The 19,266-nt window shown below is 68.8% G+C and carries 21 protein-coding genes and 1 tRNA gene; 6 read left to right on the top strand and 16 right to left on the bottom strand.

Annotated features, from left to right (window positions below):
* Window positions 1-2 precede the first annotated feature (2 nt).
* From ASE01_RS15055 to ASE01_RS15070, 4 genes are all read right to left on the bottom strand, one after another.
* On the bottom strand, window positions 3-1,175 hold the full coding sequence (locus tag ASE01_RS15055; RefSeq protein WP_056753626.1) for a thiolase family protein: 1,173 nt from the start codon (window positions 1,173-1,175) through the stop codon (window positions 3-5).
* Window position 1,176: 1 nt separating this feature from the next.
* Window positions 1,177-1,935, bottom strand: a complete 759-nt coding sequence (locus tag ASE01_RS15060; protein ID WP_056753629.1) for an SDR family NAD(P)-dependent oxidoreductase — start codon at window positions 1,933-1,935, stop codon at window positions 1,177-1,179.
* Window positions 1,935-3,101 (bottom strand): acyl-CoA dehydrogenase family protein, encoded by a 1,167-nt coding sequence (locus tag ASE01_RS15065; RefSeq protein WP_056753632.1) that lies wholly within the window; start codon window positions 3,099-3,101, stop codon window positions 1,935-1,937. Before ASE01_RS15065 ends, ASE01_RS15060 begins: the two co-directional genes overlap by 1 nt.
* 87 nt (window positions 3,102-3,188) lie before the next feature.
* A complete protein-coding gene (locus tag ASE01_RS15070; RefSeq protein ID WP_056753636.1) occupies window positions 3,189-4,289 on the bottom strand; it encodes an acyl-CoA dehydrogenase family protein in 1,101 nt (366 codons plus the stop codon).
* A gap of 125 nt (window positions 4,290-4,414) precedes the next feature.
* Here ASE01_RS15070 and ASE01_RS15075 point away from each other — a divergent pair, with 125 nt between their 5' ends.
* Window positions 4,415-5,194, top strand: coding sequence for a FadR/GntR family transcriptional regulator (locus ASE01_RS15075; protein WP_056753638.1), 780 nt, complete (start codon window positions 4,415-4,417; stop codon window positions 5,192-5,194).
* Window positions 5,195-5,198: 4 nt separating this feature from the next.
* On the opposite strand, the gene ASE01_RS15080 is transcribed toward ASE01_RS15075, so the two are convergent.
* From ASE01_RS15080 to ASE01_RS15095, 4 genes are all read right to left on the bottom strand, one after another.
* Window positions 5,199-5,852: a CoA transferase subunit B gene (locus tag ASE01_RS15080; RefSeq protein ID WP_056753641.1), complete on the bottom strand. Its 654-nt coding sequence runs from the start codon at window positions 5,850-5,852 to the stop codon at window positions 5,199-5,201.
* Window positions 5,852-6,586 carry a CoA transferase subunit A gene (locus ASE01_RS15085; RefSeq protein ID WP_082606076.1) on the bottom strand — a complete coding sequence of 245 codons (735 nt, stop codon included), beginning with the start codon at window positions 6,584-6,586 and terminating at the stop codon, window positions 5,852-5,854. Before ASE01_RS15085 ends, ASE01_RS15080 begins: the two co-directional genes overlap by 1 nt.
* 11 nt (window positions 6,587-6,597) lie before the next feature.
* On the bottom strand, window positions 6,598-7,797 hold the full coding sequence (locus ASE01_RS15090) for an acyl-CoA dehydrogenase family protein (protein ID WP_056753645.1): 1,200 nt from the start codon (window positions 7,795-7,797) through the stop codon (window positions 6,598-6,600).
* Window positions 7,798-7,907: 110 nt separating this feature from the next.
* Window positions 7,908-9,113, bottom strand: coding sequence for a LuxR C-terminal-related transcriptional regulator (locus ASE01_RS15095; protein ID WP_162260299.1), 1,206 nt, complete (start codon window positions 9,111-9,113; stop codon window positions 7,908-7,910).
* Between the two features lie 86 nt (window positions 9,114-9,199).
* Here ASE01_RS15095 and ASE01_RS15100 point away from each other — a divergent pair, with 86 nt between their 5' ends.
* Window positions 9,200-9,757, top strand: a complete 558-nt coding sequence (locus ASE01_RS15100) for a TetR/AcrR family transcriptional regulator (RefSeq protein ID WP_056753654.1) — start codon at window positions 9,200-9,202, stop codon at window positions 9,755-9,757.
* Here ASE01_RS15100 and ASE01_RS15105 read toward each other — a convergent pair.
* Window positions 9,746-10,987, bottom strand: a complete 1,242-nt coding sequence (locus ASE01_RS15105) for an acyl-CoA dehydrogenase family protein (RefSeq protein ID WP_056753657.1) — start codon at window positions 10,985-10,987, stop codon at window positions 9,746-9,748. The two genes, ASE01_RS15100 and ASE01_RS15105, sit on opposite strands and share 12 nt — an antisense overlap.
* 151 nt (window positions 10,988-11,138) lie before the next feature.
* Here ASE01_RS15105 and ASE01_RS15110 point away from each other — a divergent pair, with 151 nt between their 5' ends.
* Entirely contained in the window at window positions 11,139-11,591 is a 453-nt protein-coding gene (locus tag ASE01_RS15110) for a MaoC family dehydratase (RefSeq protein ID WP_056753660.1), read from the top strand.
* An 18-nt stretch (window positions 11,592-11,609) separates the two neighbouring features.
* Window positions 11,610-12,593, top strand: coding sequence for an NADPH:quinone oxidoreductase family protein (locus ASE01_RS15115; RefSeq protein ID WP_056753664.1), 984 nt, complete (start codon window positions 11,610-11,612; stop codon window positions 12,591-12,593).
* Window positions 12,594-12,611: 18 nt separating this feature from the next.
* On the opposite strand, the gene ASE01_RS15120 is transcribed toward ASE01_RS15115, so the two are convergent.
* Window positions 12,612-13,670 carry a phosphotransferase family protein gene (locus tag ASE01_RS15120; RefSeq protein ID WP_056753668.1) on the bottom strand — a complete coding sequence of 353 codons (1,059 nt, stop codon included), beginning with the start codon at window positions 13,668-13,670 and terminating at the stop codon, window positions 12,612-12,614.
* A gap of 124 nt (window positions 13,671-13,794) precedes the next feature.
* Between ASE01_RS15120 and ASE01_RS15125 the strand changes: the two genes are divergently transcribed.
* Window positions 13,795-14,595, top strand: a complete 801-nt coding sequence (locus tag ASE01_RS15125; protein ID WP_056753671.1) for an SDR family NAD(P)-dependent oxidoreductase — start codon at window positions 13,795-13,797, stop codon at window positions 14,593-14,595.
* 6 nt (window positions 14,596-14,601) lie between these two features.
* On the opposite strand, the gene ASE01_RS15130 is transcribed toward ASE01_RS15125, so the two are convergent.
* The 4 genes from ASE01_RS15130 to ASE01_RS15145 are packed head-to-tail and all read right to left on the bottom strand — an operon-like array spanning window position 14,602 to window position 18,497.
* Window positions 14,602-15,585 (bottom strand): NADPH:quinone oxidoreductase family protein, encoded by a 984-nt coding sequence (locus ASE01_RS15130; RefSeq protein WP_056753675.1) that lies wholly within the window; start codon window positions 15,583-15,585, stop codon window positions 14,602-14,604.
* On the bottom strand, window positions 15,585-16,286 hold the full coding sequence (locus tag ASE01_RS15135) for an SDR family oxidoreductase (RefSeq protein WP_056753678.1): 702 nt from the start codon (window positions 16,284-16,286) through the stop codon (window positions 15,585-15,587). The genes ASE01_RS15130 and ASE01_RS15135 overlap by 1 nt, the downstream gene beginning before the upstream one ends.
* On the bottom strand, window positions 16,283-17,725 hold the full coding sequence (locus tag ASE01_RS15140; protein WP_157537371.1) for a PucR family transcriptional regulator: 1,443 nt from the start codon (window positions 17,723-17,725) through the stop codon (window positions 16,283-16,285). Before ASE01_RS15140 ends, ASE01_RS15135 begins: the two co-directional genes overlap by 4 nt.
* Window positions 17,726-17,753: 28 nt before the next feature.
* Window positions 17,754-18,497 (bottom strand): tyrosine-protein phosphatase, encoded by a 744-nt coding sequence (locus tag ASE01_RS15145; RefSeq protein WP_162260300.1) that lies wholly within the window; start codon window positions 18,495-18,497, stop codon window positions 17,754-17,756.
* A gap of 193 nt (window positions 18,498-18,690) precedes the next feature.
* Here ASE01_RS15145 and ASE01_RS25430 point away from each other — a divergent pair, with 193 nt between their 5' ends.
* Window positions 18,691-18,825 (top strand): hypothetical protein, encoded by a 135-nt coding sequence (locus tag ASE01_RS25430; RefSeq protein ID WP_268788963.1) that lies wholly within the window; start codon window positions 18,691-18,693, stop codon window positions 18,823-18,825.
* 69 nt (window positions 18,826-18,894) lie between these two features.
* Here ASE01_RS25430 and ASE01_RS15150 read toward each other — a convergent pair.
* Both ASE01_RS15150 and ASE01_RS15155 read right to left on the bottom strand, forming a co-directional pair.
* Window positions 18,895-18,967: transfer RNA gene (locus tag ASE01_RS15150), tRNA-Thr, on the bottom strand.
* 75 nt (window positions 18,968-19,042) lie between these two features.
* Window positions 19,043-19,240 (bottom strand): hypothetical protein, encoded by a 198-nt coding sequence (locus ASE01_RS15155; protein ID WP_056753688.1) that lies wholly within the window; start codon window positions 19,238-19,240, stop codon window positions 19,043-19,045.
* Between the last annotated feature and the right edge of the window lie 26 nt (window positions 19,241-19,266).

Below are 19,266 nucleotides of genomic sequence, written 5' to 3' on the forward strand. Positions count from 1 at the left end.
CCTCAGACCCGCTGGATCAGCGTCGCAGTGCCGAGGCCGCCGCCGCAGCACATCGTCACGAGACCGATCTCCACGTCGCGACGCTCCATCTCCGCCAGGAGGGTCGCGAAGAGCCGGGAGCCGGACGCACCCACGGGGTGGCCCAGGGCGATCGCGCCGCCATTGACGTTGACGCGGTCCATGTCGGGCTTGAGCTCTCGCTCCCAGGCGAGCGCGACGGAGCTGAACGCCTCGTTGACCTCGAACAGGTCGATGTCGTCGATCGTCATGTTGTTGCGCTCGAGCAGCTTGCGCGTCGCGGGGATCGGGCCGGTCAGCATGATCAGCGGGTCGACACCGACCGTGGTCTGGTCCAGCACCCTGGCCCGCTTGGCGAACCCGTGCCGTTGCACCGCGTCGTCGGAGGCGAGCAGCACCCCGGCCGCGCCATCGGTCAACGGTGAGGACGAACCCGCCGTCACCGCGCCGGTCTCGGGCCGGAAGATCGTCTTCAGACCGGCCAGGCTCTCCAGGCTGGTGCCCGGCCGAACGCTCTGGTCGCTCAGGCGCACCTCGCCGTCGAGCTCCATGGGGATGATCTCGCGCTCGAACCGTCCGGCCTCGATGGCCTCGGCTGCGAGCCGGTGGGAGCGGACGGCGAACTCGTCCATCTCCTCCCGGGAGATGCCCCACTGCTCGGCGATGCGCTCGGCGCTCTCCCCCATGGTGGGGAAGTCGTAGAGCTCCTTGAGCTCGGCGGGCCAGGCGGCGCCGTACATCTCCTCGATCTTCACGACGGCGTCCATCGGAATGTGGCCCATGTTCTCGACACCACCCGCGAGGACGACGTCATGGGTCCCGGAGGCGATCAGCGCGGCTGCCATCTCGACAGCGGTCTGCGCTGAACCGCAGCGGCGGTCGATCACGGTCGCCGGGACTTCGGGGGGATAGCCCGCCTGCAGCCAGGCATTGCGGGCCACGTTGCGGGACTGCTCACCGAACGGCGCCGTGCAACCGATCAGCAGGTCCTCGACGTCCCCGGGTGCGATGCCGGTGCTGTCCAGGATCGCCGTGTAGACGGCCCCGAGCATCTGGTTCGGGTGCACGTCACGGAACCAGCCGCGGTCGGGGTGTGCCTTCCCCATCGGGGTGCGCAGTGCTTCGACGATCCAGGCGTCGCGTCCGGTGAGCGGCATGTCAGATCACCGTTCCGCCGTCGACGGCCAGGACCTGGCCGGTGATGTACGACGCCGCATCCGAGGCGAAGAAGACGAAGGTCGACGCGATCTCCTCCGGGTCCGCCCAGCGGCCGAGCGGGATCCGGGCAAGAGTCAGCTCCGCGAGCTTCTCGTTGCTGCGGATGTTCTCGGTCATGTTCGTCGCCGCCAGAGGCGCGATGGCGTTCACCGTGATCTGCTTGCGCGCGAGCTCCTTGGCCAGGGACTTGGTGACGCCGAGGATCCCGGACTTCGCTGCGCTGTAGTTGACCTGGCCGATGGTGCCGACGAGGCCTGCCGCAGAGGTGACGTTGAGGATCCGGCCGGTGCCGTCGGTGGCCAGGAAGGGCAGCGCCGCCTGGCTGACGGTGAAGGTGCCACCGAGATGGACGCCGACGACGAAGTCGAAGGCATCCTTGTCCATCTTCGAGAACATCGCAGGCGCGATGGCACCTGCGTTGTTGACGACGATGTGCAGCGTCCCACCCGTCAGGTCGGCAGCCTGCTGCGCAGCGGCAGCGGCGCCCTCGGCGTCACGGACGTCGAGCGCGGCCGACTCGGCGCGTCCACCGGCGGCGACGATTTCCGCGGCGACCGCGGCGGCCGAGTCCTTGTCGAGGTCGGTCACCATCACGGCAGCACCGGCGAGCGCATAGGCCTTCGCGACAGCCGCACCGATGCCATTCCCGGCACCCGTGAGGAGTGCCGACCGGCCGGTCAGGTCGAAGGGGGAGGTCATCAGTAGCTCCTGGGAAGGCCGAGGACGTGCTCACCGAGATAGTTCAGGACCATCTCCTGGGAGATGGGGGCGATCCGGGTCAGTCGCGCCTCCCGGAAGTAGCGGGCAACGTGGTACTCCTCGGAGTACCCCATTCCACCGTGGGTCTGCAGTGCCCGGTCCGCGGCGTCGAAGCCGGCGTCGGCGCAGAGGTACTTGGCCATGTTGGCCTCCCGTGCGCAGGGCAGGCCGTTGTCGTAGAGCCAGGTGGCCTTGCGCAGGACGAGCTCCGCCGCGTCCAGACGGGCCAGCGAGTCGGCCAGCGGGAACTGCAGGCCCTGGTTCATGCCGATCGGACGTCCGAACACCTCGCGCTCGTTGGCGTAGCGGACACCGCGCCGCAGGGCGGCACGACCGATGCCGAGAGCCTCGGCAGCGACCAGCATGCGCTCGGGGTTGAGGCCGTCGAGGATGTACTTGAAACCCTTGCCCTCCTCGCCGATGCGGTGCTCCTCGGGGATCCGGAGGTCGTCGATGAAGAGCTCGTTGGACGTGACAGCGTTGCGACCCATCTTCTGGATCGGACGGATGTCCACGTGGGCGCGGTCCAGGTCGGTGAAGAAGAGGGTCAGGCCGTCGGTCTTCTTCGGGGAGTCCTCGAACTTCGCGGTCCGGGTCAGGAGCAGGATCTTCTCCGACTCCATGGCCTTGGAGATCCACACCTTGCGGCCGTTGACGACGTAGTCGGACCCGTCACGCTTCGCGAAGGTCGTGATCCGGGTGGTGTCCAGGCCGGCACCAGGCTCGGTCACACCGAAGCAGACGTGCAGGTCGCCGTTGACGATGCGCGGCAGGTTCTCCTGCTTCATCTCCTCCGAGCCGTGAACGATCACCGGATGCATCCCGAAGATCGACAGGTGCATGGAGCTCGCGCCGTTCATGCCGGCACCGGACGCGGCGACCTCCTCGAGGAGCAGCGAGGCCTCGGTGATGCCGAACCCGTGGCCGCCGTACTCCTCCGGCGTGGTGATGCCGAGCCAGCCGCCTTCAGCGAAGGCGTTGTAGAACTCGGTCGGGAACTCGTGCTTCGAGTCCTTCTCGAACCAGTACTGGTCGTCGAACTTGCCAGCGAGGTCAGCGACCGCCTTGCGGATGGTCTGCTGGTCGTCGTTGAGATCGAAATCCACGGTGGGTCCCGTCCTGATCGGAGAAAGGGATCTGCCTGCGCAGTCCCGACTTTATGGCACGACTATAACAAATGGTTAGACCAATAACTACTGTGAGTTCACTGTCGCCGGAAGCAGTTCCAGGCCGTCGGCGATGCGGTCGTTCCACGCCGCCGCGGAGCCGAAGAGGTGCTCGTCCAGACGCGCCCGCTTGAAGAACAGGTGGAGGTCGTGCTCCCACGTGTAGCCGATCGCGCCGTGCATCGTCAGGGACGAGTCAGCCGCGCGACCAGCGGCAGCCGTGACCTGGGCCTTGACCGCGGCGGCATGCAGAAGGCTGTCGGGACCACGACCCTCGACCGAGGCCGCCGCGTAGTAGACACCGGAGCGTCCGGCTTCGAGGTCGACCAGAATGGTCGCGGCTGCGTGCTTGACGGCCTGGAAGGAGCCGATCGGGACACCGAACTGATGGCGCTGTCCGCTGTACTCCACCGCGAGGTCCAGCATTCGCTGCATCGCACCCAGCGCGTCTGCTGCCACCAGCACTCCCGCGAGCTCGGTGACCCTCGACAGCGCCGCACCGGCGTCGACGTCCAGCACCTCGGCCCTGGCCCCCGACAGACGTACGTCAGCAACCGAGCGCGATCGATCGAGCAACACGCGCGGTGTCACCGAGACTGCAGGGTCGCTCGGATCCACGACATGGAGCTGCGCAGACGGCCCCGTGCCGGCCAGCACCACGAGGACTCCCGCCCGCTCCGCACCGAGAACGCGGCGCACCACACCCGTCAGTCGACCGTCCGCGTCGACCGAGAACGCGGGCGCCCGGTCCGGCAGGACCTCCGCCGGGACCACGACCGCGGCATTGCCTCCGTCGAGTGCGGCCTTCAGCAGATCGGGCCGTGCCTCCAGTGCGGGCACCGCGAGTGCGGTGGCCAGCCAGGCCGCGCTCGGGGCAGCGACCCGGGCCAGTTCCTCGGCCGTGATGGCCAGCTCGACCACACCTCCACCCTGGCCGCCGAGTTCCTCGGCAACGCCGACGCCGGCCATCCCGTCACCGACGAAGCGCTGTTCGAATCCGGCCGAGTCAGCGTCTCCGCCCTCGACCCCCAGCCAGGCTCGCACCTTGTCGGAGCCGGCGACGTCGGTGAGCCAACCCCGGAGGGCCTCCCGGTAGGCCTCCTGCTCTTCAGAGAACTTCCACTGCATGACGCTGCCTTTCCACTGTGCGTTGGTCCAGTCGGGCGCGCTGGGCCTTCGACCGTTCGAACGTGGCGACTGTTAGTTTGGGTACGACCAAATGAGCGGACAGGTCCGCAGAGAAACGGTGGGAAATGACTGACTCCACGAACGCGGCGCCGGCCTCCGGCAGCATCAGGGCGGACGTACAGCTCTCGCCCATGCAGGTCCCGAAGGCCTCCGACGTCCTCGCCGACGACCTGCGCGAGCGGATCCTGCGTGGCGACTTCCCCGAGGGCACCGCTCTGCCGCCCGAGCGCGAGCTCGTCGCGCAGACCCGGATGAGCCGGACGACTGTCCGTGAGGCGCTGCGCATCCTCGAGGTCCAGGGCCTGGTGCAGATCCGCACCGGCCGTTCCGGCGGCGCCTTCGTGAAGCGACCGGGCGAGGAATCGATCGCCAGCACGGTCAGCCTGCTGATCCGCGGCCGACAGGTCCGCCTCGCCGCGCTGCTCGAGACCCGCGAGGCCGTGGAGCCGGCGTGCGCGCAGCTCGCCGCGAAGTACCGCACCGACGCGGACCTGGTCGCACTCGACCGCGCCAACGACGCCATCGCGCTCGAAGGTCCACTCGCCGACTTCCTCCAGGCCAACGTCGACTGGCACGTCGCCGTTGCCGTCGCATCCCACAACGAGCTGCTGACGGGCTTCATGGGCGCCCTGTCGCGTGCCATCTACGCCGCCACCGACAACCAGGGCTTCATCAACGCCGAGGTCCGAAAGACGACCCTGCAGGCCCACCGCAACATCACCGAGGCGATCCGCAAGCGAGACGTGGCGGCAGCCGGCCGACGGATGACCAAACACGTCCACGAGTACGCCTCCGCGGTGCTCGAGGTCGAGGACCGCACCGCGATCGACGTCCCCGGGGACTGAACGCTCACCGCACGCCCGGGCCGAGCGCGAACTCGGCCTGGGTCTTGGCCCGGATCTCGTCGAGCGACACTCCCGGCGCGATCTCCAGCAGCGTCGCGCCGCTGTCGCCACGACGGTCGATCTCGAACACGCCGAGATCGGTGATCAGCATGTCGACCACGCCCTTGCCGGTCAGCGGCAGCGTGCACTCGGACTTGAACTTCGAGTCGCCCGTCTTGTCGCAGTGATCCATCACCACGACGATGCGGCGGACACCGGCCACCAGGTCCATCGCACCGCCCATGCCCTTGATCATCTTGCCGGGCACCATCCAGTTCGCGAGGTCGCCGTTCTGCGAGACCTCCATGCCACCGAGGATGGACAGGTGGACGTGGCCACCGCGGATCATTCCGAAGGAGTCGGCGCTGGAGAAGTAGCTGGATCCCGGCAGATCGGTGATGGTCTGCTTGCCGGCGTTGATGAGATCCGGGTCCAGCTCACCCTCGTACGGGAACGGCCCGATGCCCAGGAGTCCGTTCTCGGACTGCAGCGTCACCGTCATCCCCTCGGGCACCATGTTCGCCACCAGGGTGGGGATGCCGATCCCCAGGTTCACGTAGTAGCCGTCGCGCAGTTCCCCTGCGGCGCGCGCGGCCATCTCGTCACGGTTCCAGGGCATTACACGGTCTCCTTCGTGGCACGCGGACGCGTGGTCGGGCGCTCGATGTGCTTCTCCCGCATGGTCGAGGCGACGATGCGGTCGACGAAGATGCCGGGGGTGTGGACCGAATCCGGGTCGAGGGAGCCGACGGGAACGATCTCCTCGACCTCAGCGATGGTGAGGCGACCGGCGCTGGCGATCATCGGATTGAAGTTGCGCGCCGTCTTGCGATAGACGAGGTTGCCCTCGGTGTCGGCCTTCCAGGCCTTCACCAGGGAGATGTCAGCAGTGAGCCCGCTCTCCATGACGAACCAGTCGAGCGTGCCGTCCGGGTTCGGGAACTGCCGCGTCTCCTTGCCCTCCGCGATGATCGTGCCGTAGCCCGTGCGGGTGAAGAAGGCCGGAATGCCCGCGCCGCCGGCGCGGAGGCGCTCGGCCAGCGTGCCCTGCGGGTTGAACTCGATGTCGATCTCGTTGCTCATGAAGGCCTGGGCGAGAATCTTGTTGTCGCCGGCGAAGGACAGGATGACCTTCTTGATCTGGCCGTTGGCGAGCACGTGCCACATGCCGTGGTCGTCGCAACCGACGTTGTTGCCGATGACCGTGAGGTCCTTCGCGTTCGAGTCGCGCAGGGCCATGATCAGGTCGACCGGCACACCGCACAGACCGAAGCCGCCGGCAGCGACGACCATGCCGTCACTCAGCTGACCGGCCAGTGCCTCAGCCGCACTGTTGAAGATCTTCGAACTCACGACGTCACCTCTCACTTGGAACGGGGCATGCCGAGGATGCGCTCGGCGGCGATGTTGCGCTGGATGTAGGTCGAGCCGCCGGCGATGGCGGTCCCACGGCTCTGGTTGGCCAGTCGGAGCCAGGCCTTGGTCGCACCGAGCTCGTCGTCTGCCTCGGAGAGGTCGAACTGACCACCGAGAGGAGCGAGGGACAGCCGGAAGTCCGCGAGGTCCTCCACGAGCGGGCAGAAGTAGAGCTTCCCGATCGAGGTGACCGGCCCCGGGGGCGCACCGGCAGCGGCGCCGCTGACGACGCGCTGGCCGATCGTCTTGTGGATCAGCGCGCGCGACCACAGGTCGGCAACCTTTTGGCGCACCCTCGGGTCAGCGCCGAGGGGACGGCCGGAGTCGTCCTGCATGCCCCGGATGTCCGCCACGACCTCGGTCACGGCCTTCGTCGTGTTGACCCGACCGGTGGCGATCGCCACCCGCTCGAAGGCCAGCGTGCCCATGGTGATCTTCCAGCCACCGTCGACCTCGCCGACGACGTACTCGTCCGGCACGAAGACGTCGTCAAGAAAGACCTCGTTGAACTCCGCCTCACCCAGCATGTGCTGGAGCGGACGCACCGTGACACCGTCGCTGTCCATCGGCAGCAGGAAAAACGTGATGCCCTTGTGTCGGGCCTTGTCCGGGTCGTTGCCGCCCGTCCTCGCCAGGAGGATCGCGTGAGCGGCGATCTGGGCTCGGCTGGTCCAGATCTTCTGGCCGGTGATCCGCCACCCGCCGTCGACCTTGACCGCCTTGGTCCGCAGACTGGCCAGGTCGGAGCCGGCGCCGGGCTCGGAGAAGAGCTGGCACCAGATCTCCTCGCCCGCGAGGATCGGCTTCAGCAGACGTGCCTTCTGCTCGTCGGTGCCGAAGTGCGCGATGGTCGGTCCGCAGAAGTCCTCGCCGATGATGTTCAGTCGTTCGGGAGCACCGGCGAGATCGCACTCCTCACCGAAGATCGCGCGCATCCGCTCATCCAGGCCCTGGCCGCCGTACTCCTTCGGCCAGGTGAGGCCTGCCAGGTCAGCGTCACAGAGCATCTGCTGCCACTGCCGCCAGAACGGCACCTTCTCCTCCAGGCCGGGCGGCTCGGGCCACGACAGCTGGGGCAGGGCATCGGCGAGCCACGCGCGCACACGGGTGCGGAAGGCTGCCTCGTCGGGGGCGTCAGCGAGATCCATGCCTTCTCCTGTGGTCGGCCGATGGGTCGGCCGTCGCAGGAAGATTCGGCGACCGATAACTGGTCCCGACATTACAATGGTCAGACCGAATAGGCAACGGCCACTGTGGGTCAGTCCTCCCGTGCACCGATCGTCAGCCGGAGGTACTGGGAGATCGCCTCGGCCCGGTTCTCGACGCGCAGCTTGCGCAGGATCTGCTTGACGTGGGACTTCACCGTCCCGGTGGCGATCACCAGACGCTGGGCGATGCGGTCATTGGTCGCACCCGTCGCCATCAGCCCGAGCACCTCGAGCTCTCGCACGGTCAGCAGTGTCTCGAGCACTCGCGGGCGCTCGAGCTCGACGGGTCGTGCCGGGCGGGTGATGCCGATCGACGTCGCCTCGTCCCTCGTCACCAGGTCGATCGTGTGCGAGGCCAGTTCCTCGAGCACCGACTCGACGCCGCGCATGGCCGCTCGCACCTGCTCCCGCTGCTCACGGAGGCGCTCGAGCAGCACAGCCCGCTCGAAGACCTGCGCGAAGCCGATGGCGAAGAACCACAGCATGTCGCGGTCGAGCTCGGTCATCTCCACACCACGGTGGTCAGCGTGCAGGAGCCCGATGACTCGCTCACCCGAGAGGATCGGCGCCGCGACGTACGACGTGAGGTCGGACGCGCGCGCCATCGGTCCGTACACCCGAGGGTCCTCCGCAGCGCGAGCCACGATCGCCGGCTCGCGGCGCCGAACGAGCTCGCTCTCCAGCAACATGTGTGACAGCTCGATCCTGGGCACTTCGCGGATCCAGTCACGGAACGTGAGCTCGGTGTCGCCGATGCTCGTCGCATGGCTGCGCCACGGACGCCACGTGTCGTCCTCGACCCGGGACAGCATCACCCTCTCGAAGCCACCCGCCTCGGCCGCCGCAGCACAGACCATCTCCAGCAGCTCGTCCTGGTCGGTGACCGGTCGCAGTCGCGCCAGGCCACGGTCGAGCTGGTCGAGCCGGCGCAGCCGCTCGTGCCCCAGGTGGTCATGGACGGCAAACCGCACGGCGTGGACCTCGTGCAGGACCTGACTCACCAACGCCACCTCTGGCGGCGCCGGAGGTCGCTCCGGGTCGATGAGGCACTCACGGAGGATTCCTCCCAGGATCGCGAGCTGTCCGTCCAGCGTGCGCAGGTCTGCGGACGCGACCTGCGCCACCTCGTCGGCGTACTCGAGCCGCTCGAGGACGGCGAGCTCCCAGAGCAGGTCGACGGCAGCGGCGTGCGCTGCCCGACCGCGCTCAGCGAGCGCACCGCGACGCCGCGACGCTGCGGACCTGTCGGTGTCCATGGGTCCCACCTTGCCCGACGCGGCCTGTCCCGCCGCGTCGACTGACATTCGTGAACGATCGTTCCGCACCATGGTAGTCTCCCTTCGTGCCGCGGGACCGACGGATTCTTGACGCCGCTGCCCTCGCGTTCCACGAGAAGGGCTTCCACGGGGTCGGGATGGACGAGCTCGGCACCCGCTCCGGCCTGAGCGGACCGTCGTTGTACCGCTACTTCTCCGGCAAGGACGAGATCCTCGCGACCCTGCTGGATCAAGCGATGGACGAGCTGCTCGGCGCGACCGCGCCCGTCGAGGACGACCCGGTGCGCGACCTCCACCGGGCCCTGCGCCACCACGTCGAGTTCGCCCTCGCGAACCGACCCCTGATCACGCTGTACCAGCGCGAGGTCCGGTCCTTGGTCGAGCCGTGGGCGAAGTCCTTCACCCGCCGCCGCGCGCAGTACACCCGCCAGTGGGAGGCACTGGTCGCCCGCGCCCATCCGCACCTGGACGACACCACGGTGGCGGCCACGACCCAGGGCTGTCTCGGCCTGGTGTTCTCGGTCGCCGGCTGGCCGGATCGGGTGCTGTCCACCCCGCAGGTCGCCGACCTGATCCTCGACCTGGTCACCCGCGGGGTGGACGGCGCCGGCTCAGCGGCCTGAGCGGAAGTCCCACATGCCGGCTGCGATCCGTCGGTACTGCAGCTCATCGGAGCCTTCAGTGATGCGGTAGCGCCGGTGGTGGCGGTAGATGTGCTCGAACGGCTGGTGCCTGCTGTAGCCGACGCCTCCGTGGATCTGCATCGCCCGGTCCGCCGCATCGCAGGCCAGTCTGTTGCCCCGGACGTTGACCATCGAGACCTTGTCGCTCACTGCGGTCTTGCCGTGCACGTCCATCTCCCAGGCGACCTTGGCGATGGTGTTGCGGACCAGCTCGGCCTCGGTCTGCAGCTCGACCAGCTGCCACTGGATGCCCTGGTAGTCGCGCATCTGCTGGCCGAAGAGCCGCCGCTCCTCGGTGTACTCGACCGCCCGGTCGATGCAGAACTGCGCAGCGCCGAGGGAGCTGGCGGCCTGCCGGATGCGGTTCTCGTGCACGAAGAGCTGGGCGCAGTCCAGGCCGCGGCCCTCCTCGCCGATCATCGCCGCATTCGGGACCCGGACCCCGTTGAGGTTCACCTCGGCGTGGTCCGTCGGCATGTTGAAGGTCCACCAGTAGAACGGAACCTCGAAGCCCTCGGCGTTGGTCGGGACCAAGAAGGCGGAGATCCCCTCGGCCTTGCCGTCCTCACCGCTGGTGCGGGCGAAGACGAGGTCGATCTCGGCCACGTCGACCACGCTGTTCCAGCGCTTGGCACCCGTGATGATCCAGTCATCGCCGTCGCGGACTGCGCGGGTCTCCAGCCAGGTCGCGTCGCTGCCGTGATTCGGCTCGGTCAGGCCGAACGCCATCTCCATGTCTCCGGAGACCAGTCGCTCGAGGTAGAGCGCCTTCTGCTCAGGGGTGCCGTACTCGTGGAGCACCAGAGCCAGCGGGACGTTGGCGACCATCGACGCCTCGTGGCTGAGTTCCGCGTGCAGACCCGGACCACGGCGGGCCAGGTGCTCGCGGATGACGGCCATCGCGACGTTCGAGCCGTCCTGCCCACCCAGCGCCTGGGGCAACGGGTAACGGTAGAACCCGGCCTTGTCGGCCAGCACTCGTGCCTCGTGCATGATCTCGCGCCACCGTCGCGTCGGGATGCCACCGCGCTCGACATCAGTGCGGGAGAACTCGCGCCGGTGGTCGAAGTACTCCGGGTTGGCTTCCTCGATCGGCTTGATCGAGGTGTCGATGAAGGTGTCGAGGTCGGCGATGAACGAGGTGATGTCCTCGGGGATCGACCAGTCCATGGGGATGCTCCCTAGCTGTGGTTCGCGGATCGCCGACGCTAGGCCGGATGCTCCCGACCCGCGCCGATCGCACGGCACCCCGCTGTGGGGATCTCCACCTCCGTTCCCACGGACCGTCGCGCACCGCGGCTCGGCGGGCGACGATGCGGACATGAGAACCCTCAACGCCGTGGACGAACTGCGCGCACTGGTGGGCGAGAGGCTCGGCACGAGCTCGTGGCACGAGATCACGCAGGAGCGGATCCAGGCCTTTGCCGACGCCACCGAGGACTGGGAACGGATCCATGTCGACCCCGATCGCGCGGCAGCGACCCCCTTCGGTGTCACCATCGCGCACGGCCTGTTCACGCTCTCCCTCGGACCGAAGTTCCAGTACGAGGTCCTCGAGATGAACGGCCATTCGCTGGCGCTCAACTACGGCTACGACAAGGTGCGCTGGATCTCGCCCGTCAAGGTCGGCTCCCGGCTCCGGATGTCCCTGGACCTGCTCGCGCACGAACCCCTCGAGGGTGGCTCGATCTTCCGGACCCGACAGCACTTCGAGATCGAGGGACAGGACAAGCCGGCCTGCGTGGCCGAGTCCCTCTTCGCCTACTTCGACTGACCTCCCAGGAGAAACCCCATGCGCGCAGTAGTCATCGAGACCCTCGACGGACCCCGTTCAGCGGCCGTCCATGACATCCCCGCCCCGGCCGGTGCCCACCGGCGGGCCGATGGGAGGCGGGTGCTCGTCGACGTGCACGCCGTCGGGCTGTCCTTCATCGATCCGCTCCAGACGTGGGGTCGCTACCAGGCCGGCGTCGACGCGCCGTACGTCTGTGGCTCGGAGCTCTCCGGTGAGGTCGTCGAGGCGCCGGAGGACTCCTGGCTCACGGCGGGCGACCGGGTCGCCGGCATCGTCTGGCAGGGCGCGATGGCCGAGCAGGCACTGGCCATCGACGACTACCTGGTCAGGCTGCCTGACTCGATGTCGTACGCCGAGGGCGCCGCCATCTACATGAACTACTCGACCGCCTGGTACGCCCTCGATCGGGCCGGGGCGAAGGCGGGCGAGACCGTCCTGGTCACCGGCGCCGCCGGTGGCGTCGGCACCTGCGTGCTCGACCTCGGCGAGGCGTTCGGTGTCTCCACGATCGCACTGGTCTCCAGCGACGCGAAGGAGAAGGTGGCCCGCGAGGCTGGCGCCACGCACGTCGTCCGCTCTGACGGGGACTGGCTGGCCGAAGTCCGTGCACTGACGGGCGGACGTGGGGTGGAGGTGTTCGTCGACATGGTGGGCGGCGACGGCTTCCTCGACACGGTTCGCTCGCTGCGGATCGGCGGGCGCGGCGTCATCGTGGGCTTCGCGGGCGGCAGCATCCCGGAGCTGAAGATGAACCGGCTGCTGCTGCGCAACCTCACCCTGACCGGCATCACGATGGATGTGATGGAGACCGAGCACCCCGGGACGCTGGAGCGGGTGCGTCGCGGCGTGCAGTCACTGCTCGACGCGGGTCGACTCACACCCGCGATCGGCGGACTCTTCCCGATGGAGCAGGCCGCCGACGCACTCGCGAGTCTCGACGAGCGAGGATCCGTGGGCAAGGTCGTCGTGACGGTGCGCTGATCCGCCGCCCCCTGCCCGTCAGTCGTCCAGCGCTTCGTGCCCAGCCGCCAGGACGGCCTCGAGGTGGCGGGCCGCGACGGTGATCTTGGGGTCCGGCAGGTCGCGCTTGCGCTCGCGCTTGTGGATCACGGCGACCGTGGCGGCGACCTTGTAGTGGCACACTGCCTCGAACCAGGCGAGCTCCTGCTGTGCCGACTCGACCTCCTCGTCGGTCGCGCCCTGGGCGATGCGGCTGTCGGCGTATGCCTCCACCATCTCCTCGCGCGAGGGCATCCGGTCGCCGGCAGCGAGGTCGGCGGCCGACCGCTCCGCGTGGAAGACGTGCGCGGGTGCCAGGTGCATCAGGAGCCACGCGAGATCGGTGCGCGGGTCGCCGACCGACCAGATCTCCCAGTCGATGACCGCCGAGAGATCGGGACCGCTGAACAGCATGTTGGCCAGTCGGTAGTCCCCGTGCAGCAGGCGCGGCGCGATGCCGACGGGGGGATGCTCCGCCAGCCGGGCGTGCAGCTCCTGGTGGCCCGGCGCGATGTCGGCATCAACGGTGGCGAACAGTCGGTGCCAGCGCGCCAGCTCCTCCTCGACGCCGACGACCGGCTCGTCGTCGAGCCCGAGCGAGTGGGGCGTCTCGGCCTGGAGCCTGCCGAGCGCCTCGGCCGCCGCCAGCATCCTGCGTCGTACGACGTCCGGGCCGGGGGGCGCCTCGGAGAGGTCGAGCAACGGCTCGTAGGCCTCGCCCGGACACTTCGTCATCGCGAACAGTGGAGGCACAGCGGGTGGGTCGCCACCGTCGTCGAAGACCACCGCTGGGACAGGGAAGCCGATCAGGCCGTCCAGCCGATCGAGCAGCCTTGCCTGCCGGAGCACGTCACGGTTGCGCACCGGAGCGAGCCCGGCCGGCGCGACCTTGAGAACGATCGGGAGTTCTCCGTCCTCCCGCAGGAGGGTGGATGCGAAGGTGAGGCTCGAGACGCCCCCCTCGAGGCGGTGGACCTCGCCCAATCGAGCGTCGGGCCACGTCCGCCGGGCGACGGTGGCGACGCGCTGGATCAGGTCCTCCACGCTGTTCTCCTGCATTCGTCCACCCTGCTGTCACCCGACGGAGTCGACAACGCCTCCGCGCCGCGACGGTGGAGAGGCCCACACCATGAGGGCGCGGCGCGGGTCCGCGTCCATGGTCCGACCCGGGTAGAACCGGACCATGGACACGGACCTGGGACCGAACGCCTACACCTCATCCGCGTGGCAGCGACGGTTCCGGCTCGACGGCAAGGTCGCCGTCGTGACAGGTGCCTCGAGCGGTCTCGGTGTCGCGATCGCCCAGGGCCTCGCCGCGGCCGGTGCAGACGTTGCCATCGGCGCCCGCCGCCTCGAGATGCTCGGCGAGACGAAGGCGCGCATCGAGGCGATGGGGCGGCGGTGCGTCGCCGTCGAGACCGACGTGACCGACGTCGGCGACTGCGATCGGCTGGTCGCTGCTGCGGTGGAGGACCTCGGTGGGTGCGACGTCCTGGTCAACAACGCCGGCATCGGCGGCGACTACCACGCCGCAACCGACGATCCGCCGGAACACTTCCGCAAGGTCGTGGACGTGAACCTGTTCGGCTCCTACTGGATGGCTCAGGCCGCCGGACGCGTGATGCCGCCGGGCAGCTCCGTCGTGAACCTCTCGAGCGTCATGGCTCTGACCACCGCGAAGATGCCCGCAGCCGGCTACAGCGCCGCCAAGGCAGGCGTGCTCGGGATGACGCGCGACCTCGCTGCCCAGTGGGGCGAACGTGGCATCCGGGTCAACGCCATCCTGCCCGGCGTGTTCCTCACCGAGGCGACCGCTCACTACAGCCCGCGCTACCAGCAGGCGATCATCGACGCCCGGGTCCCCGCCGGACGCCTAGGGGATCCTGTCGAGATCGCCAGCACCGCGGTCTTCCTGGCCAGTGACGCCTCGGCCTACATCACCGGCGCGAGCATTCCGGTCGACGGCGGTGTCCTGTTGCTGTGAGCCAGCTCAGGCCGAGATCTCGATGACGACCTTGCCGTGGGCCTCCCGGCGGTCGAGGATCCCGAGAGCATCGGCTCCGTCCGCCAGCGACAGTCGGTGGCCGACGTACGGCCGGACGCGACCGTCCTGTGCCGCGCTCTCGAGGGCATCGACCAACCGGGAGCCATGGTCCGGAAAGCGCTGCTGCCACGGATCCAGGGCGACGCCCATGACGCTGAGGTTGCGCAACAGGAGACGGTTCACCTTGACCTCCGGGATCGATCCCTCGGCGAAGCCGACGACCATCAGGCGCCCTCCCACGTCGAGAGCGCGGAGCGAGTCGGTGAAGCGGTCGCCGCCGACAGTGTCGACGACGACATCGACGCCACCGGTCCGCTCCCGCGCCTGCTCCGACCACGGCTCATCGGTGCGCAGCACGACGTCTGCGCCGCACCTGACGGCGACGTCGGCCTTCGCCTCCGAGGAGACGACGGCGATGGCTGGCTTCGCACGTCCCCGGAGGAGGTCGAGGGTCGCGGTGCCGACCCCGCCGGCAGCTCCATGAACCAGGACGGACTCCGTGTCGCGGAAGCCCGCTCGTTCCAGGGTGAACCAGGCCGTCGCGTAGTTGAGGAAGAAGGCCGCGCCCTCGATCCAGGACAGTGCATCGGGGATCCGTACCGTGTAGCGCGGGATTGCGAGCACGCGCTCGGCGGCAGCGCCCCAGACGCAGAACCCGGCCACCCGGTCGCCGGGAAGGAACCGGGAGCCCGGCGGCGCCTCGAGCACCACGCCGGCGTACTCGCCGCCGGTGACGTACGGCGCCGGAACCCCGTGCTGATAGGCACCCCGGCTCTGGAGCAGGTCCGGGAAGGACACGGCGGCGGCGCGCACCTCAACGAGTAGACGTTCACCCTCGGCCCAGGGATGCGCACCCTCGGGCTCGGGCAGGTCGTCGGCCAGGGCGACGGCCGCCGGGCCGGTGGTCTCGCGGACGACCAGCCCGCGCATCAGCGGCGTGCGGCCGAGGACGTGACCGAGCGGGTGTTGAGCTCGTCGCCGCCGTCGACCGTCATCAGCTGGCCCGTGACCATTCCGGACGTCTCGCTGGCGAAGAAGGCAACGCCGTTGGCGATGTCGTCCGGCGCGACGAAGCCGTTGGGCAGGCTCTCGAGCCAGGCTTCCTTGACGTCGTCGGGCATGCCCAGGATGCCCGAGGATGCCGTCATGCCGGGGAGCACGCAGTTGGCGGTGACTCCGGTGCGGACGTTCTCCGCGGCGACGGTCTTGACCATCCCGATCAGCCCGGCCTTGGTGGTGGCGTACGACACCTGGGCCGGCATGCCCTGCGTCCCGGCGGTGCTGGAGATGACGACGATCCGGCCGTAGCCGCGCTCCCGCATTCCGCGCAGGCAGTGCTGGAGCACGCGGAACGTGCCGGTGAGGTTGACGTCGAGGTCGAGCTGCCACTTGTCCATGGAGAAGTTGTGGGCCGAGCCGATCAGCGTGGTGATCGCGGCGTTGGCGACGTAGACGTCGATCTCGCCGAAGTCCGGCAGTTCATCCCGGGCGATGTCGACCTGCCAGGTGCAGCCCGGCTCCTTGTCCAGGGTGACGACCTCGAAGCCGTCGGCGGTCAGCCGCCGGACGATCGCCTGCCCGATGCCGCCCTCCCGACCGGCCCCGGTCACCAGGGCACGACGCCGCTTCATGCCGAATCCCTTCCCCGGTCGGTCTTGTGATCGGCCACGTGGCTCTCGCCGAAGGAGGGAATCACCGGATGTCCGTCGAGTCGCAGGACCAGAAGTGCTGTCTGCGCCGAGAGCTGGTCGTTCGCGTCGGAAGCGACGTCGAGGCCCGTGAGGTCGTGCACCTTGGCCAGCCGCAACCGCACGGTGTTCTCGTGGATGCCCAGCCGGGCAGCGGACTCCCGGACGCTCCGCCCGGTGTCGAAGAAGCACTGAAGGGTGCGCAGGAGATCGGCCTTGCCGGGGCCGCCGTCGAGCAGGGGGCCGACGACGTCCTGGACGTAGCGGCGGACGGCGCCCAGATCGCCGTTGGCGACGAAGAGGCGGGCAGGCCCCAGGTCGTCGACAGCGATGACCCGCTCACTGGTGCGCGCGAAACGATCGACGCAGAGCACCACCTCGCGGGTCTCGCGGTACGCCCGCTGCAGAGCCGCGGGTCGGGTGACTCCAGAGACTCCCACGATGGCGTCGGGGTCACCGATCGCGGCCAACAGGCGCCGCATCGCACCCTTGACCTCGTGGACGAAGGACACGTTCCCCTGCAGGTCCGGCGCCTCGACCAGCAGGATCATGCCTTCGCGGCCACGGGTGGCGAGCACCTCGACACCGAGGTCGGCGGCCACCCTGGCCGACAGCTCCTCCTCGTCACGGGGCTCCGCTCCGGGAGCGTCAGCGATGTAGACGAGGACCCGATCGGCGGAGGCCTGGACACCGAGGTATTCGGCGGCGTCGGCGATGTCGTCGTCGCGCGTGTGCCCGCGGACCAACTGTCGGGCCAGGGTTGCCCGGGCGTTCCACGAGGCCCTCGCGACGCGGCGTTGGACGGCGTACTCACTGGCGAGGTGGAAGGCGGCCCGGCACAGGAGTGCGGCGTCCTCAGATCCGAGTCGGACCGACACCTCGGCGATCACCAGCCAGGCGAACAGGCAGTCGTCACGACGGACAGGCATGAGGAGATGGCGGCGCTCGATGCCCAGGACCGGCTGCGCACTCACGATCAGCGGGCGGCCGCACTCCAGGTCGGCGGGGCCGTGCTGCGCCACCAGGTGATCGACGTCCGGAGCCCGGAAGTCGGAACCGCGGGCACTGCCCGACCGGGACACGACCCGGTGTTGCGGGTCGATCAACCAGACCGGGTTGGCAGTCATCTCGGCCGTCGCCTGCACGAGCCCGGCGATCCCGCCGCCGGAGGCGACGACAGCGGAGAGCCTCATCTCGGTGGCGTAGCGACGGGAGAGGTCGTCATGACGCTGGCGGATCTCGGCGTCGGAGTAGGGGACGGCATCGGTACCGACGAGTGCAGCGGCGCCCGGACCACGGCGCGGCCGCGCACGATCCCTCTCGGATCGGACCGGAGCAACCATCATCGTCTCCCTCTCGGCACGCGGCACGACGTACAACAATGCTCTGAGATTAGAATGGTCTGACCGTTTAATCAAGGGACTCGCCTCCTCCGCCGGTCATCAGCATTGCCGCGCGGAAGCCATCGACCTCAACCGCCGGCGTCCCTCGCTCCACCAACCAGGCTTCGGCGCCACCGTGCCCGCCGAGCCACTCGAGCAGTCCGTGCAGGTACTCAGCCTTCGGCTCCTGGTCCCGGACCGAGCTGTCCGCCAGCATCGTGGCGTAGAGATCGATGCCGTTCAGACGCGTGATCACCGGCTCGACACTGGCCGCCGAGAGCACATAGTCGTCGACGATGTCGTCGTCCGCGACGCCGAGCAACGACAGGAGGAGCGCCGCCACCACCCCCGTCCGGTCCTTGCCCGCCGCACAGTGGAAGAGCACGGCGTGGGCCTCAGGACGCATCACGGCCCGGACCGCCCCCACCACGGTCTCGGGACGGTGCTCGAGATAGGCCGGGTACCGGGCTCGCCACGAGCTCTCCCTCCCGGCCGACAGCGGCCAGCGCTCGCAGGCGACGCCGAGAGCGGGCCAATCCACGCACTCGACCGACACCTCGTTGGCACGCCGGAGATCGACCACAGTCCGGAGGCCCAGCTCCCGGGTGCCTTCGACATCCGCGTCCACGAAGAGTGGGTAGTCGCTGCGGAAGATCCGGCCCGTGCGAACGATGTCGCCCGAGTCGGTTCGCAGGCCCCCGAGGTCACGCAGGTTGTGCGCACCGGCAAGCGGGCGGATCCGGGGATCGATGGGGAAGAGTCCTGAGGTCACCACTCCAATCTGACGTGCACCCGCGGTCGATGCCACGACGTCGCTCGAAGCGACTGTGGACTCCGACAGTGCGCCTCACCCTGCTCCGAAGGGCGTACGACATTCCTCCCTGGGGAGGGCGCATTCGGCCCTCTCCAGGCGCACCCTCGAAGGGTGCTCACCACCGAGCACCCCACCAGAAGGGAGGCCGGTCATGACCTGGCACACCTCGACCACGACCAAGGCAGAGCTCGACGGTCTGCTCGCCCACATCAAGCATCGGGGCGGCACGATCGCCAGCTGCCAGCACTGCACCGGTGGCCTCCTGGTCACGTGGTTCACGCTCTGACGCCGGAGTCCATGCGAAAATGTCGGAAGCCCTGATCTGCGTTCCCGCAGATCAGGGCTTCATCGTCAGAGCCGCCTGTCAGAATCGAACTGACGACCTAGTCATTACGAGTGACTCGCTCTACCGACTGAGCTAAGGCGGCGTACGTCGACGCCATGGCGTCGGCGACCGCGGAAGCATACCGAGCGTCGGCGCCACGGTGCCAATCCGGGGTGGGTCAGGCGGCGACAGCCGGCGTGACGACAGGAGCCTCGGTTGGCGCGGCGGCGTCGATCCCGCTCACCATCGTCTGCTCGGCGTCACACCAGCAGGTGAAGCGGACCACGATGCCGCGTTCGGTGGTGTCCAGGGCGGTGATCTGGCTGGGGAAGATGAGCTCGCGCCTGTGACAGGCGGAGCAGGTGTGGGTGAACACGGCGGAGCCTCCTTCGAGGGATCGGG

The sequence above is a fragment of the Nocardioides sp. Root190 genome, assembly GCF_001428565.1.
In the GTDB taxonomy this organism is placed as follows: Bacteria; Actinomycetota; Actinomycetes; order Propionibacteriales; family Nocardioidaceae; genus Nocardioides.